We start from the raw sequence: 14,722 nt of genomic DNA, 5'->3' as shown, positions 1-14,722 counted from the left end.
GCACCGTCCCGCACCACCACAACTCCAGGAGACGACCGTGGCACGGCGCCCACTCCCCCGAATCATCAGCAGCGGCACCGCGTCGCTCGCCCGGGGCCGCGACTTCGCTCGCACGGCCGCCGACAGCGCCACGGACGTCCTCCATCCGCTCCTCACCATCGGGCGCGGTCTGCGCATCCTGGCCGCGGCCGGGCGGCGGAAGTGGACCGCGACCCCCAAGGACAAGCGTGGTCCCGCGCTCTTCCTGGGAGCCGCCTGCGTCCTCGTGGTCGCGCTCCTCCCCTACGGCCCCCTCGCCGCCCTGATCTCCCTCATGGCGGCGGCGGCCTGGCAGGGACGCGACCGCACCCCGGTGAAGACCGGGCCCAGTGACGCCGAGACCGAACGGCTCGGATCCCTCTACGAGGCCCTCGTGCCGTACTTCTCCATCCCCGAGGACCCGAGTCCGCTCTTCACCCACGGCGGGAGCTGGGACGAGGCCTTCAGCGGGTACGCCTTCGACGAGGCCGGCCGGGTCACCCGGCTCCGCATCCGCTACCCCGCGTACTTCACCGACGGCGAGGCCGCCTCACGGGCCCGGATCGAGGCCCTGCTGCACGCCAAGTCCGGGCGCGGGCGGGAGTACCGCTTCGACTGGGACGAGGAGGGCAACCAGCTCGATCTGCGCGTACTGGCCGCGCTGCCCACCGGTATCGCGGCCCAGCCCTTCGTGACCTCCCCGGGCGAGACCGTCCTCGGCTTCACCGACCCGGCGGGGGTCCGGCGCACCCTGCCCGTGGTCGAGGACGACGACGACCCCCGCGACGAGCCGCCCGTGGTCTGGCGCACCGGCCCCCGCTCCGCCGAGCCGCACCTGCTGGCCGTCGGCCAGCCCGGCAGCGGCACCTCCAGCCTGCTGCGCTCGATCGCCCTCCAGGCCCTGCGCCACGGCGGCGACGTCATGATCGTGGAGGGCGGCGGCAGCGGCGAGTACTCCTGCCTGTCCGGCCGCGCGGGCGTACTGGCCGTCGAGTACGGGCCGAGCGGGGCGCTGGCCACCGTCGAGTGGGCCGCGCACGAGACCGAACGCCGCCTGATCGCCACCCACCGGGCCCACGAGGCGGGCCGGCCCGCCCCCGAGGACACCCGGCGCCCGCTGTGGATCCTGCTGGACCGGCCCAGCGTGCTCGGACACCTCGCGGCCGCCGAGGGCCGCCCCGACCCCCTGGCGCAGCTCCAGGTGCCGCTGCGGCACGGGCGCGCCGCGCACGTCACCGTGGTGGTGGCCGAGCAGTTCGACCACCTGGAGCTGCTGAACGACGCCGTCTGGCAGCACACCCGGGCCCGTGTGGTCCTCGGGCCCGCCTCCGTCCAGCAGATCACCGACGTCCTCGGGCTGCCCCCGCACACCACCCCGCCGGCGCAGCCGCCGCCGGGCCGCGGGTACGCCCGGCTCGGTACGGGGCCGGTGCACCGGCTCCAGGTGCCGGCGACGCCCGACCCGTACGACGACGGCACGCACCCGGGCCACCGTCAGGCGGTCATGGAGCTGCTCCCCGAGCGGCAGGCGCCGGGTGCGGGCGGCGGGGAGGGCCACACGACCCCGTCCAAGGCGCTCCGGCTCCAGCCCCCCGCGCAGTCGCCGGGTCCGCCGGTCGACGCCTCGGAGATCCCCGAGGTGGCGGCGGAGGCCCCGTAGGCCGCCCCGCCCCGGCCCCTACGCGACGAACGTGCGCGGGGGCTCCGCGCCGCTGCCGCCCGCTCCGGTGCCGACCAGCCGGGCGGCCGCGGCGAGCCGGGCGGCGGCCTCCTCGGCCACCGGGCCGCCCACGGTGAACGGCAGCCGTACGTATCCCTCGAAGGCCCCGTCCACCCCGAACCGGGGACCGGAGGGGACGCGGACCCCCACCCGCTCCCCCACCTCGGCCAGCCGGGAGCCGGACAGGCCGCCCGCACGGGCCCACAGGGTCAGGCCGCCGCGCGGTACCTCGAACTCCCACTCCGGCAGCTCCCGGCGGACCGCGGCCACGAGCGCGTCCCGGTTGTCCCGGGCCTGCTCCCGGCGGATCCCGACGGCCTCCTCCCAGCCGCCGGTCCGCATCAGCCAGTTCACGGCGAGCTGCTCCAGCACCGGCGTGCCGAGGTCGGCGTAGGCGCGCGCGGCGACGAGGCTGCGGATCACGTCCGGGGCCGCGCGGACCCAGCCGATCCGCATGCCGGCCCAGAAGGCCTTGCTGGCGGAGCCGACGGTGATCACGGTGGAGCCGGCGGGGTCGAAGGAGCAGACCGGGCGCGGCATCTCCAGGTCCGCGTCCAGCCGGAGTTCCGCCATCGTCTCGTCGGCGATGAGCACGGTGCCGGCGGAACGGGCGGCCTCGACCATGGCCCGGCGCTGGTCCTCGGAGGCCAGCGCGCCGGTGGGGTTGTGGAAGTCGGCGACGACGTAGGCCAGGCGCGGCGCGGCGTCGCGCAGCACCTGCCGCCAGACGTCCATGTCCCAGCCGCTGAGGCCGTCCGCCATGGCCACGGGCACCAGGCGCACCCCGGCGGCGCGCATGAGCTGGAGGATGTTGGCGTAGGAGGGGGATTCGACGGCGATCCGCTCGCCCCGGCCCGCGAAGAGGCTGCAGATGGCGTCGATGGCGCCCATCGCTCCGGTGGTGACCATGATCTGCTCGGGCATGGTCGGGATGCCGCGTTCGGTGTAGCGGTCGGCGAGCATCCGGCGCAGCGCGGGCAGTCCGGCCGGGTAGTCGCCGTGGGTGTGCGCGTAGGGCGGGAGTTCCTCCAGGGCGCCCTGGACGGCCTTGGTGAGCCAGGGCTCGGGGGCCGGGAGGGCCGCGCAGCCGAGGTCGATCATCGAGCCGAGGGATTCGGGCGGGAGCGGTTCCAGGCCCCGGGCGGGGAGCGGGTTCCCGGCCGGTACGGAGGTCCAGCTTCCGGCGCCCCGGCGGGATTCCAGGAAGCCCTCCCCGCGCAGGGCCTCGTAGGCGGCGGCGACGGTGGTGCGGCTGAGGGAGAGGGCGACGGCCAGTTCGCGCTCGGCGGGCAGCCGGGCGGCCACGGGGACGCGGCCTTCGAGGACGAGCAGCCGGATGCCGTCGGCCAGGGTGCGGTAGGCGGGTGACTTGCGGGCACCGGGCGGGCCGGGGCGGTCCTGCTGCGAGGTGATGAGGCGGGCGAGCTGTGCGGCACCGACCGCTGAGGTCCACTGAGCCATGGCGTCCGGTCCACCTTCATCGAATTGGCCTCGGCGGGCGGGGTCCGGGGCCGGTATTGGATTGGTTCCGCGGCCCCAGACTGTCATGTCGGGGTCCGTCCGGGCCAGAGGGGGTGGGCGGGAGCGGCTGCCCGGGGCGGCCCCGTTCACCCCGTGGCCACGCGTCCGCTGCCGTCCCGGGGAGCACAGCGGGCATACTGCGCCCCGTGACTCACGTACGCCTGCGCCATCCGTATCTGGACCACCCCGCTCCGATTCCCTTCGCCCACCGCGGCGGGGCGGCGGACGGGCTGGAGAACACCGCCGCCGCCTTCCGCCGGGCGGCCGCCGCCGGGTACCGGTACTTCGAGACCGACGTGCACGCGACGGCGGACGGGAAGCTCGTGGCCTTCCACGACGCGACCCTGGACCGGGTCACCGACGGGCAGGGCCGGATCCGCGAGCTGCCCTGGAGCCGGGTGCGCGAGGTGCGGGTGGCGGGGACCGAGCCGCTGCCGCTGTTCGAGGAGCTGCTGGAGGAGTTCCCCGAGGCCCGCTGGAACGTGGACGTCAAGGACGAGTCGGCCCTGCACCCGCTGGTGAACCTGGTCGCGCGGGCCGGCGTCTGGGACCGGGTGTGCGTGGGGTCCTTCTCGGAGAGCCGCGTGGCCCGGGCGCAGAGGATCGCCGGTCCGCGGCTCGCCACCTCGTACGGGGTGCGCGGGGTGGTGGGGCTGCGGCTGCGCTCGTTCGCGATCCCGGCGGCGCTGCGCGTGGGCGCGGTGGCGGCGCAGGTGCCCGAGACGCAGGCGGGCATCCGGGTGGTCGACCGGCGCTTCGTACGGACCGCGCACGAACGGGGACTCCAGGTGCACGTCTGGACCGTGAACGAACCGGAACGCATGGAGTCTCTGCTGGACCTGGGTGTCGATGGCATCATGACCGACCGGATCGACATCTTGCGGACGGTGCTGGACCGGCGCGGGGCCTGGGCCTGACGGGCCCGCGGGCCGCCGCGTACGGTGCGGCGGCCGACGCGTACGGGGACCAGCGAGGGGGCGCTCATGACCGAGCGGACGGAAACGCAAGCGGAATCCGGCGAGGACGACGGCAGAGCCGCCGCCGCGCGCCGGCGGGAACAGCACGGCTGGTACTTCTACGACTTCGCCTGCTCGGTGTACTCGACGAGCGTGCTCACGGTGTTCCTCGGTCCGTACCTGACCGCCGTGGCCAAGGCCGCGGCGGACGCCGAGGGCTACGTCCACCCACTGGGGATCCCGGTCCGGGCCGGGGCCTACTTCGCCTACGCCGTGTCGGCCTCGGTGATCGTGGCGGTGCTGATCATGCCGCTCGTCGGGGCCGTGGCGGACCGGACGGGCCGCAAGAAGCCGCTGCTGGCGGCGGCCGCGTACACGGGGGCCACGGCGACGGCCGGGATGTTCTTCCTCGGCGGCGACCGCTACCTGCTGGGCGGGCTGCTGCTGGTCGTGGCGAACGCCTCGCTCTCGCTGTCGATGGTGCTCTACAACGCCTATCTGCCGCAGATCTCCACCCCGGACGAGCGGGACACCGTCTCCTCGCGCGGCTGGGCCTTCGGCTACACCTCGGGCGCGCTGGTGCTGGTGCTGAACCTGGTGCTGTTCCAGGGCCACGACTCCTTCGGGCTCTCCGAGGGCACGGCCGTCCGGATCTGCCTGGCGTCCGCGGGGCTGTGGTGGGGCGCCTTCACGGTGATCCCGCTGCGCCGGCTCCGGGACCGGACGGTGGTGCGGGAGGCGGGCGCGGGTCCGGCCGTCAGCGGGTGGAGGCAGCTGGTGACGACCTTGAAGGACATGCGGCGCTATCCGCTGACGCTGTCCTTCCTGCTGGCGTACCTGATCTACAACGACGGCGTGCAGACCGTGATCTCCCAGGCGTCGGTGTACGGCTCGGAGGAGCTGGAGCTGGAGCAGTCCACGCTGATCGTGGCGGTGCTGCTGGTCCAGGTGCTGGCGGTGGCCGGCGCGCTGGCGATGGGCCGGCTGGCCGTCTCGTACGGGGCGAAGCGGACGATCCTCGGCTCGCTGGCCGCCTGGGCCCTCACGCTCGCGGCGGGATACTTCCTGCCGGCCCGGACGCCGGTGTGGTTCTTCGCCCTCGCCGCGATGATCGGGCTGGTGCTGGGCGGCAGTCAGGCGCTGTCGCGCTCCCTGTTCTCGCACCTGGTGCCGGCGGGCAAGGAGGCCGAGTACTTCTCCGCCTACGAGATGAGCGACCGCGGGCTGAGCTGGGTGGGACCCCTGGTCTTCGGCCTGACGTACCAGCTCACCGGCAGCTACCGGGACGCGATCATCTCGTTGGTGGTCTTCTTCGCACTGGGTTTCGTGCTGCTCGCGCGGGTGCCGGTGCGGCGCGCGGTGGAGGCGGCGGGGAATCCTGTTCCCCTGCGCGTCTGAGCGCGCTCCGGGGCCGGATCCGGCCCCGGAGGGCCCCGGACCCACGAACGAATTCCGAACGAATTTCGACGTTGAAGCAAAGGGCCGGTAGTGTACGCCTTTGGCCTGCCAGGCGGACCGTTACTGCGCACGCGCAAAGCGTGGACGTTGGGTGACATCTGCTGCCAGATGTGACAAAACGGGCATTGGTGGGTACAACAAGGGGCGGCACGACGGGCGACGCATGACCCGGAGCGGGAATCTATACCGCCGACCGGACGTTGACCGGATGACGACGACAGCGACACCTGTCCTGTGGGCGACAAGCCCGGGAGGCACGATTCATGAGTGAGCGAGCTCTCCGCGGTACGCGGCTCGTGGTTACCAGCTACGAGACGGACCGCGGCATCGATCTGGCCCCGCGCCAGGCGGTGGAGTACGCATGCCAGAACGGACATCGATTTGAGATGCCGTTCTCGGTAGAGGCAGAAATTCCGCCGGAGTGGGAGTGCAAGGCGTGCGGCGCCATGGCACTCCTGGTGGACGGGGACGGGCCCGAAGAGAAGAAGGGCAAGCCTGCGCGAACGCACTGGGACATGCTCATGGAGCGACGCACCCGCGAGGAGCTGGAGGAAGTGCTGGCCGAAAGGCTGGCGGTCCTGCGTTCCGGCGCCATGAACATTGCCGTGCATCCGCGGGACAGCCGCAAGTCCGCCTAGCCGGGGACTGGAACACGCAATAAGCCGAGGGGCCCCGCCACTGATGTGGCGGGGCCCCTCGGCTTATTGCGTGTTCCAGGTCACTCCCGTCACGGGGTGAGCGGCGGTCGCCGGTCGGTGTCCGGGCCGCCCGAGGGCCGGTCCTCCCGGATGACCTCGCCCTGGACGACCTTGCCGTCGGGGTAGTGGATCCGGGCCTGCGTGAAGGCGTCGCCGAAGCCGCCGGGGGTGGCCGCGGCCATCCTGCGCTCCAGGCTGCGCCCGGCCCTGCGGGCCACGAAGGTGCGTACGGGCGGCAGCAGCAGGAGCAGGCCGGCCACGTCGGAGAGCAGGCCGGGCACGATCAGGAGCAGCCCGGCCAGCATCATCAGGCCGTTGCCCGAGCCCTTGGGCGTCTGCGGGGTCGGTACCTCGCCGGCCATCGCCTGCGCCTGGGCCTGCTGGAAGGTCTCGGTGAGGTTCTTGAAGGCCCGCCGCCCGGCGCGCTTGATGACCACCACGCCGAGCACCAGCCCGCCCGCGAGCAACGCGGCGACGGTCACCCCGCCGGCCGCTCCCGCGACCAGGCCGAGCAGCCAGATCTCCAGGATGAGCCAGGCGGCTACCGCCAGGGGAACGAAGGTACGGGCGGGTGAGCGCCGTCGGGGGGCCGTAGATGTGCCGGTCCTCAAAGAACCAGTGCCGGTCGTCATACCGTCCAGTGTGCCCGGTCCGGGTTAAAAGCGGCCTCAGTCGGAGGTACCGGACATCCCCTAGGGGGTCCCGGGGTGCCCGGCGGGTCGGTGCCCGGCGGCCTGCCCGGCGGTTCGGTGCCCGGCCGGTCAGCGCCCGGCGGGCCGGACGGGGCGCTTGCCGGTGAGCCTGGCGGCGCGTTCCCGGACGCCCCACTGGGTGACCCGCCACAGGGCCTCGACCACGATGTCCTTGCTCATCTTGCTGTCGCCGAGCTCGCGCTCCACGAAGGTGATGGGCACCTCCACCACGCGGAAGCCCTTGCGGACGGCCCGGCGGGCCAGGTCGACCTGGAAGCAGTACCCGGCCGAGGCCACCTCGTCCAGGCCCAGGCCCTCCAGGGTCTCGCGGCGGAAGGCGCGGTAGCCGCCGGTGACGTCGCGGATCGGGACGCCCAGCATCAGGCGGGAGTAGGTGGAGCCGCCGCGCGAGAGGAACTCGCGGCTCTTGGGCCAGTTCACGACCCGGCCGCCCGGCACCCAGCGGGAGCCGAGCACGAGGTCGGCGCCGGTCAGGGCGGTGAGCAGGCGGGGCAGTTCCTCGGGCCGGTGCGAGCCGTCGGCGTCCATCTCGACGAGGACCCCGTAGCCGTGCTCCAGGCCCCAGGCGAAGCCCGCGAGGTAGGCGGCGCCGAGGCCCTCCTTGCCCTTGCGGTGCATGACGTGCACGTGGTCGTCGGCGGCGGCCAGCTCGTCGGCGAGCTTGCCCGTGCCGTCGGGGCTGTTGTCGTCGGCGACGAGGATGTGGGCCCCGGGCACGGCGGCGCGCACCCGGCCGACGATCAGGCCGATGTTCTCGGCCTCGTTGTACGTCGGAATGATCACCAGCGTGGTGCCGAGCGGTCCGTAGGTCCGCTGTCCGCCGTCGCTCACTGGGTCCCCTTGCGTGTTCCTCGACCGGTCGGCCTCGTCCGTCCCGTCACAGCAGGACGATTTTAGAACAGCGATCGGGGCCGGCGGTCCTTCGGGCCGGACCGGCTCCCGCTGGCTGCGGGCCGCCGTGACCGTTGTCTACTGGACAGCCGGGCCCCGATCCGGGACCACCCTCTCCCGAGCTCCGGCGGAGTACGGGACCGCCGTCCGGCCCCCCATCCCGGGGAAACCTTCCCTCGCCCCCGAGGCGCGGGTGCGGTGAGCCGGATCCGGCCGGCCCGGACGTCCTGTGGTGGACCCGGCCGAACCTATCCGGGTCCGGCCGCCCGTACCGAGCCGAGGCCGGGGGGATCACCCCTGTGGCCGTACGAATACCTCCCGGCCGCCGACCACCGTCGCCAGGCACACCGGCAGCTCGCGGCCGGGGCTCAGATCGGGCAGTCCGGGCGTGCCGGAGCGCGGGTCGGTGGACCAGCGGGCGACCCGGTCGTCGGGGGCCTGGACCACGAGTTCCCCGGTCTGCCAGACGGCGTAGTCGGCGGGGGCGCCGGGCACGAGGGTGCCCGCGTCGTCCCGGCCCAGGGCCCGCCAGCCGCCCCTGGTGTGGGCGGCGAAGGCCGCCCGTACGGAGATCCGGTGCCCGGGGGTGCGGTGGAAGGCGGCCGCACGGACGGTGCCCCAGGGGTCGAGCGGGGTGACGGGCGCGTCGGAGCCGAAGGCCAGCGCGACCCCGGCCTTGAGCATGGCGGCGTACGGGTTGAGGGTGCGGGCGCGCTCGACGCCGAGGCGGTCCGCGTACATGCCCTCGTCCCCGCCCCAGGCGGCGTCGAAGGCGGGCTGCACGGAGGCGGTCAGACCCAGCTCCGCGAAGGCGGCGATGGTGTCCGGGGTCATCATCTCGGCGTGCTCGACGCGGTGCCGGGCGGCCCTGACCCGTTCGAGGCCGACCTTCCCGGCGGCGGCCCGGACCCCTTCGACGACGGCGGAGACGGCGGCGTCCCCGATGGCGTGGAACCCGGCCTGGAGCCCCGCCTCGGTGCAGCCGGCCACGTGCTCGGCGACGGCCCGCGCGTCCAGGTACTCGGTCCCGGTGTGGGCCGCGTCGGCGTACGGGGCGTGCAGGCAGGCGGTGTGCGAGCCGAGCGCGCCGTCCACGAAGAGGTCGCCCGCGGCGCCGACCGCGCCGAGTTCCCGGGCCAGGCCGAGGTCCCGGTCGGCCCAGTAGCCGAAGACGCGCGGTCCGGGGCGCTGCCCGGCCAGGTCGAGCAGGGCGGTGAAGTCCTCGGCGGAGGAGATGTCCGGCCCGCCGCACTCGTGCACGGAGCCGATGCCGAGGGAGGCGGCCCGGTCCAGTGCGGCCCGCTGGGCCTCGGCGCGCTGGGCGGGGGTGACGGCGTCGAAGGCGGCCCGCCGCACGGCGTGGTGGTCGTCCCGGGTGAGCGGCTCGTCGCCGCGCGCGCGGACGGCGGGGACGAGGTCCAGGAGGGCGGTGGTGACCACGGCGGAGTGGACGTCGACGCGGCTGAGGTAGAGCGGCCGCCCCCCGGCGGCCTCGTCCAGTTCGGCCCGGCGCGGGGCCCGCCGCTCGGGCCAGCGGGCCGCGTCCCAGCCGTGGCCCAGGAGCACCCGGTCGGCGGGACGCCGGGCGGCGTACGCGCGGACCAGCCCCAGCGCCTCGGACAGGGTGCGGGCACCGGTCAGGTCGAGGCCGGTGAGGGCGAGGCCGGCGGAGGTGGTGTGGACGTGGGCGTCGGTGAAGGCCGGGGTGACGAGGGCCCCGTCCAGGTCGACGACCTCGTCCACGCCCCGGGCGAAGGCGTCGGCGGCCCCTTCGGAGCCGACCCAGGCGACGTGCCCGCGTTCGACGACCATCGCGGTGGCGAAGGGGTCGGCGGGGCTGTGCACCTCTCCCCCGCGCAGCAGGACGGTACGGGCGGGGGCGGCCTCGGGGGCTCCGGCGGCGTCGGCGGAGCGGGCGGTGCGGTCGGTCATGGGCCCTAGTCTCGCCCCTGCGGCCGCCGCGCCCGGACGCGGGTCGGCCGCGGGTCGGCCGCGGGCGCCGCTCCCCACGCCGCCGGACGCTCCGGGAAGCCGCCGGACGGAGTCCGGCGCAGCGGCGTGAAGCCGGGGAGGCCGGCCCGCGGCCGAGCCGCGCGAGCGGCGCGTCAGGAGGTCAGATGCGCGGAGGGCGCGCCTCGTAGGGGGTGGAGAGGACCACGGTCGTGCGGGTCGAGACGTGGGCCAGGGCGCGCAGGCGGCCCAGCAGGTCCTCCAGTTCGAGGGGCGTGGCCACCCGTACCTTCAGGATGTAGTTCTCGTCTCCGGCGACGCTGTGGCAGGCCTCGATCTCGGGTACCCCGGCCAGCCGCTCGGCGATGTCGTCGGGGGCGCTGGGGTCGAACGGCTTGACCGAGATGAAGGCGGTCAGGGGCAGCCCGACGGCCTCGGGGTCGACCACGGCCGCGTAGCCGCGGATCACTCCGCGCTGCTCCAGGCGGCGTACCCGCTGGTGGACGGCCGATGTGGACAGTCCCGTGGCCTTGCCCAGGTCCGTGTAGCTCATCCGCCCGTCCCGCACCAGCAGATCCACGATCTGGCGGTCCAGCTCCTCCATTGCGCTCATAGCCGCTCAACCTATTGCCCAGAGCCGCTCCAGGCACAGCGGTGTCCACGCCGAAGTGCCCGCAGAACCGGCACCTGCACCGGGCATGTGACCAAAGCCACAGGGGTGGACGGGCGTACGGCGGGCCGTCGTGGTTACTCGTGCCGCGCGGCGGGAAGTGCTTGGTGTGGCCGTGGCCGAAGAACCTGCCCGCCCGGCCCACCCAAGGGGGAGTACATCCATGCTGAACACCAAGCGCGCCGGTCGCACCGAACCGGAGCCCCTGGAACTGATCGAGACCGCGTACGCGGACGACGAGGAGTACCTCGACGAAGCGGAGGGGTTCGAGATCCACCACGCGATCTGCCCCGACTGCGGGCAGTCGATCGCACTCGTCGCGGACGAGGAGCACCTGCCGCAGCACGCGCTGTGCCTGAGCCCGTGGAACCCGTTCGGACTCACGGTGTGCGCCGGCACCGGCCGGCCGGTCGCGGACGCGCTGCCGACGGTGGGCGTGCTCCAGCCCGAGGGGACGGAGCTCGAAGTGGTCCACTTCGACCTGCCCCAGGGTCTCGACTGGCGGACGCAGCCCTTCTCGCACGTCGGCGGTCCGGGCTCGCGTCCCGTCCGGGCGGTGGCGGCCCCGCTGCCGCAGATGCGCCAGCACGCGCAGGCCGCCTGAGACACCGGCTACCAGTAGGTGCCCTGCACCATGGCGGCGAGGCTGCCGTGGTGCAGGATCAGGCCGTCCGGATCGGCGGGGACCTCGACCTCCCCGAAGTGCGCCTGCCGGTAGGCGATGCGCAGCATGACGATCCCGTGCCGCAGGGCGGCGTAGAGGGTGTGGAACTCCATGTCCCGCGGGGTGTGCCCGGTGAGTTCCGCGTACCGGCGTTCCAGGTCTTCGCGGCGCAGGAAGTCCGGCAGTCCGCTCTGGCCGAAGCCGACGGTCAGGTCCTGGAAGAAGCGGTGCAGGTAGACGGTCCAGCCCAGGTCGACCTCGCGGGGGGCGTAGGCGGCCATTTCCCAGTCGAGGACCGCGACCGGCTCGAAGCCGTCGTAGACGACGTTGCCGATGCGGGCGTCGCCCCAGTTCAGGACGGGTTCGCCCTCGTCGGCCGGCCAGAGTTCCTCCAGCCGGTCGAAGGCGCGTTCCAGCAGGGGTGAACGGGACAGTCCGGACACGACCCAGGCGTAATAGGCGCGCTGGGCGTCGACGTGGCGGCGCAGCGGGCTGCCCTCGCCGGCCGGGAGCAGGAACTCCGCCTCCTCGGCGGGGAACTGGTCGTGGAGCCGGGCCAGCAGGGAGACGCTGGCGTCCTGGAGGGCGGCGCGTTCGGCGTCGGTGGCGGCGTGCAGCCAGCTCCCCTCGTAGGTGTAGGGCATGACGTCGGGCGGTACGCGCCCCTCGGCGCGGGCCATGACGAAGAACGGTGCCCCGAGCGGGGCCGGGTCCTCCTCCAGCCACAGCACGCGCGGTACGGGCAGGTCGGTGTGCGCGGCGACCAGGCTCATGACGCGGTGCTGGCGCGGCATGTCGTAGGAGGGGAAGACGGTGTAGGCGGCGGGGTCCGCGGCCAGCCGCAGGGCACAGCCGCGGACGGGCGCGTCCGGGTGCTCGATGTCGAAGAGCAGGGTCTCGCTGGACATGCCGTTGGAGGCGGGGACGGAGGCGTGGGCCACCTCCGCTCCGGGCAGGTGGCGGTCGAGCCAGGACGCGAGGCGGCGGCCGAGTTCCGCGGGTTCGCGGGTGGAGGTGCGCGGGCGTGGTGCCGTGGCCATGGGCGGGCTCCTTCAGTGCGGGGCGACGGAGGAGTAGTCGGCGAAGCCGCTGGGGTCGTGGCGGCCGAAGCTGCCGTGTTCGAAGATGCCGAATCCGGTGCGGCCCTCCAGGGTGAAGCGGGCCGCGTGGTCGGTGACCCCGAAGGCGGCCATGGGGTGGGCGGCGGGGTCGGTGAGGTCGTAGACGCGGCGGTCGGTCCAGCCGCGGCCCTGCCAGCTGCCGTGCTGCCAGTCGGCGGCGGGCGGGTAGCCGGCGCCGACGGCGAGCGGGGACGAGGCGAGGATCTCGACGCCGAGTTCCAGGGGCTTGCGGGAGGGGTCGGTGAGGTGGACGACCGCGCTCTGGGGGTGGCGGGTGCCGGGCCGGTAGCGGATCTCCGTGTGGGGCCAGCCGAGCTGGACGTCGTGGCGGCCGCTGTCCTCGGGGAAGACCTGGACGGCCTCGTTCAGGGTGCGGTGGCCGTCGGCGTCCTCCTGGGCGATGACCATGAGGAAGCGGTCCTCGAAGCGGACGGGGATCCAGAGCCAGTGGAAGCCCTCGGGGCGGTGTTCCTCGGCGGCCCGGCCGCCGTCCTCGCCGGGGATGGGGCGCACGCCCCAGCTGCGGTCGCGGGTTCCGGTCCATTCGCCGGGGGTGAGGGTGAACTCCTCCCCCCTGGCGCGGAGGGTGCCGGTGACCTGGCCGGCCTGGACGAAGCGGCGGCCCTCCAGCATGAGGCGGTCGCCTCGGCGCTGGATGTGGTGGGGTTCCCAGACGGCGGGGAAGGCCGCGGTCCAGGTGAGGTCGTACGAGAGCCCGTGGGGGTCTTCGGGGTCGGGGTCGCAGCGCAGGGTGAGCCGGCGGAGGGGGGCGTCGACGGTGATCGACAGAGGTCCGACGGAGAGGTTCATCCGGTCGTCGGTGAGGGCGTCGGAGGCGCGTACGGCGAGGAGTTCGCCGCCGAGGCGGAGGGTGGCGTAGGCGTCGATGACCCCGGTGTTGGGGTAGACGCCGAGGCCGAGGATGAGGACGGCGCGGCCGGCGTGGTCGAAGACGTGGAAGATGCAGCGGTCGTAGGCGTTGCGGTCGCCGGTGACGAGGTGCTTCATCGACAGGGGGGCCTGGTGGATGGGGTATTCGTCGAGGGGGACGGGGCGGTCCGCGGGCACGGCAAACCTCCTGGGCACAGGGGTGGGCGGCGGCTGAGCGGATATGACGGTACGTCAGAAACCAGCTGTGCGACCAGGGTTGTGGCACATCCTGACAGTCCGGCACGCCGGGCCACGCCACGGGCCCCGGGGCGCGGCCGGCTCCACCCCCGCCCCGGGGCCGGGGGGGCAGGGGCGGGGGGCAGGGGGCAGGGGGCAGGGGGCAGGGGATCAGAGGCAGGTCTCGCCGAACTTCACCACGATCAGCTCCACCGGCCGGCCGTTCAGCGGGGTGCCGGCCTTCGGGAGCTGGGCGCACACCTGCCAGTTCGACTCCTGGAGGACCATCCTGCCCTCCCTGCCGTCCTTGACCGTGAGGCTCGTGCCGGACGGCAGGGCGGCGCGGACGGCCTTGACGGACTTGCCGGCGAACTCCGGCATCGCGCCGCTGACCTCCGGCTCGGGGCCGGTGTCCGAGGCCGGGCAGCTGTCCTCCAGCTGCACCGCGCCGAAGTCGACCCTGGCATCGGCGGCCGCGGGGCCCGGGGCGGGAGTCTGGAAGCAGACCTTCCAGTCTCGGTCGAAGACCTGGGACCGCTGTCGGCCGAGGCTGTCGTGCGAGGTCAGGTGGAGGAAGCCGGCCGCCTGCGCCTCGTCCTGGGCGGCCTGGAGGCCCTTGCCCACGAAATCGGGCAGGGCGCCCGCCTTCGCGGGGGCGGCAGCGGGAGCGGAAGCACCGGCCGTGGCGGGCGGGGTGACGGGCCGGCCCGTGACGGAGCCGGTGGCCACGGGCCCCACCACGGCGGGCTCCGCGCCCTGACAGCCGGTGACGGCGAGGAGCGCGGTGGCGGCCAGGGCGACGGGTACGACGTGTTGTGTACGCATCAGGACATGCTCTCCGACACGCGCGGGATCCCGCAGGCCGTGGGAAGGGTCGAACGGATGGGCGCGGGCGGGAGAGGGTTACTCGCGCTCCCGGTCCCGCGTTGGCCGTGCATGACCACTGTGGAGACGCCCGCGTCGAGAGTGGGGCGCCGGCGGCGCCCCGCTCCCTCCGGCGCCGAAGAATCGGTTCAGCAGTTCGACCGGCCGGCTGGTCGGCCCTCCGAGCGGACGACGGAGCGGCAGCAGCCCCCGCGGCAGCGGCATCCCGACCCGCCGATCTACGGCGCCCTGCTCGCGCGCTGGGCCGCCGACGGCCGGACGCTGCCGGGGCGGCGCGATCCGGAGTGGTCCCGGATCGCCTCCTCCCCCATCTGGCCGAACGGCCCCCTCTACGGCAGCCCCTGAGCGGG

14 protein-coding genes are annotated in these 14,722 nt (G+C 74.2%); 6 read left to right on the top strand and 8 right to left on the bottom strand.

What is annotated here, in order from left to right; all coding sequences use genetic code 11:
• Positions 1–37: 37 nt before the first annotated feature.
• Positions 38–1,678 carry a hypothetical protein gene (locus tag ACZ5D2_RS04820; protein ID WP_371679552.1) on the top strand — a complete coding sequence of 547 codons (1,641 nt, stop codon included), beginning with the start codon at positions 38–40 and terminating at the stop codon, positions 1,676–1,678.
• A gap of 18 nt (positions 1,679–1,696) precedes the next feature.
• Here ACZ5D2_RS04820 and ACZ5D2_RS04815 read toward each other — a convergent pair whose 3' ends face one another.
• Positions 1,697–3,199: an SCO1417 family PLP biosynthesis transcription factor gene (locus tag ACZ5D2_RS04815; protein WP_468927187.1), complete on the bottom strand. Its 1,503-nt coding sequence runs from the start codon at positions 3,197–3,199 to the stop codon at positions 1,697–1,699.
• A 206-nt stretch (positions 3,200–3,405) separates the two neighbouring features.
• On the opposite strand from ACZ5D2_RS04815, the gene ACZ5D2_RS04810 reads away from it, so the two are divergent.
• From ACZ5D2_RS04810 to ACZ5D2_RS04800, 3 genes are all read left to right on the top strand, one after another.
• Positions 3,406–4,176, top strand: coding sequence for a glycerophosphodiester phosphodiesterase family protein (locus ACZ5D2_RS04810; RefSeq protein ID WP_371679550.1), 771 nt, complete (start codon positions 3,406–3,408; stop codon positions 4,174–4,176).
• A gap of 66 nt (positions 4,177–4,242) precedes the next feature.
• Positions 4,243–5,613 (top strand): MFS transporter, encoded by a 1,371-nt coding sequence (locus tag ACZ5D2_RS04805; RefSeq protein ID WP_468927185.1) that lies wholly within the window; start codon positions 4,243–4,245, stop codon positions 5,611–5,613.
• Between the two features lie 323 nt (positions 5,614–5,936).
• The gene (locus tag ACZ5D2_RS04800; RefSeq protein WP_007262928.1) at positions 5,937–6,311 is read left to right on the top strand and encodes an RNA polymerase-binding protein RbpA; all 375 of its coding nucleotides are present in this window, start codon (positions 5,937–5,939) and stop codon (positions 6,309–6,311) included.
• A gap of 89 nt (positions 6,312–6,400) precedes the next feature.
• On the opposite strand, the gene fxsA is transcribed toward ACZ5D2_RS04800, so the two are convergent.
• From fxsA to ACZ5D2_RS04780, 4 genes are all read right to left on the bottom strand, one after another.
• Positions 6,401–7,003 (bottom strand): FxsA family membrane protein, encoded by a 603-nt coding sequence (fxsA, locus tag ACZ5D2_RS04795; protein ID WP_371679548.1) that lies wholly within the window; start codon positions 7,001–7,003, stop codon positions 6,401–6,403.
• 129 nt (positions 7,004–7,132) lie between these two features.
• Positions 7,133–7,915, bottom strand: coding sequence for a polyprenol monophosphomannose synthase (locus ACZ5D2_RS04790; protein WP_371679547.1), 783 nt, complete (start codon positions 7,913–7,915; stop codon positions 7,133–7,135).
• A gap of 351 nt (positions 7,916–8,266) precedes the next feature.
• A complete protein-coding gene (locus tag ACZ5D2_RS04785) occupies positions 8,267–9,907 on the bottom strand; it encodes an amidohydrolase (RefSeq protein ID WP_266837734.1) in 1,641 nt (546 codons plus the stop codon).
• Positions 9,908–10,088: 181 nt separating this feature from the next.
• Positions 10,089–10,529: an Lrp/AsnC family transcriptional regulator gene (locus tag ACZ5D2_RS04780; RefSeq protein WP_162793337.1), complete on the bottom strand. Its 441-nt coding sequence runs from the start codon at positions 10,527–10,529 to the stop codon at positions 10,089–10,091.
• A gap of 229 nt (positions 10,530–10,758) precedes the next feature.
• Here ACZ5D2_RS04780 and ACZ5D2_RS04775 point away from each other — a divergent pair, with 229 nt between their 5' ends.
• Positions 10,759–11,199, top strand: coding sequence for a hypothetical protein (locus tag ACZ5D2_RS04775; RefSeq protein WP_371679546.1), 441 nt, complete (start codon positions 10,759–10,761; stop codon positions 11,197–11,199).
• A gap of 8 nt (positions 11,200–11,207) precedes the next feature.
• Here the strand turns inward: ACZ5D2_RS04775 and ACZ5D2_RS04770 are convergent, their stop codons facing one another.
• The 3 genes from ACZ5D2_RS04770 to ACZ5D2_RS04760 all read right to left on the bottom strand — a co-directional run bounded on the left by ACZ5D2_RS04770 (position 11,208) and on the right by ACZ5D2_RS04760 (position 14,312).
• A complete protein-coding gene (locus ACZ5D2_RS04770) occupies positions 11,208–12,299 on the bottom strand; it encodes a phosphotransferase family protein (RefSeq protein WP_468927182.1) in 1,092 nt (363 codons plus the stop codon).
• 12 nt (positions 12,300–12,311) lie between these two features.
• The gene (locus ACZ5D2_RS04765) at positions 12,312–13,448 is read right to left on the bottom strand and encodes an Rv3169 family protein (RefSeq protein ID WP_468927179.1); all 1,137 of its coding nucleotides are present in this window, start codon (positions 13,446–13,448) and stop codon (positions 12,312–12,314) included.
• A gap of 210 nt (positions 13,449–13,658) precedes the next feature.
• Entirely contained in the window at positions 13,659–14,312 is a 654-nt protein-coding gene (locus ACZ5D2_RS04760; protein ID WP_371679544.1) for a hypothetical protein, read from the bottom strand.
• 111 nt (positions 14,313–14,423) lie between these two features.
• On the opposite strand from ACZ5D2_RS04760, the gene ACZ5D2_RS04755 reads away from it, so the two are divergent.
• The gene (locus ACZ5D2_RS04755; protein WP_371679543.1) at positions 14,424–14,717 is read left to right on the top strand and encodes a hypothetical protein; all 294 of its coding nucleotides are present in this window, start codon (positions 14,424–14,426) and stop codon (positions 14,715–14,717) included.
• The last annotated feature ends 5 nt before the right edge of the window (positions 14,718–14,722 follow it).

The sequence above is a fragment of the Streptomyces sp. NPDC031479 genome (assembly GCF_055581065.1).
The sequence above is the reverse complement of the archived record's forward strand: the minus strand, read 5'-3'. Positions and strand labels throughout refer to the sequence as shown.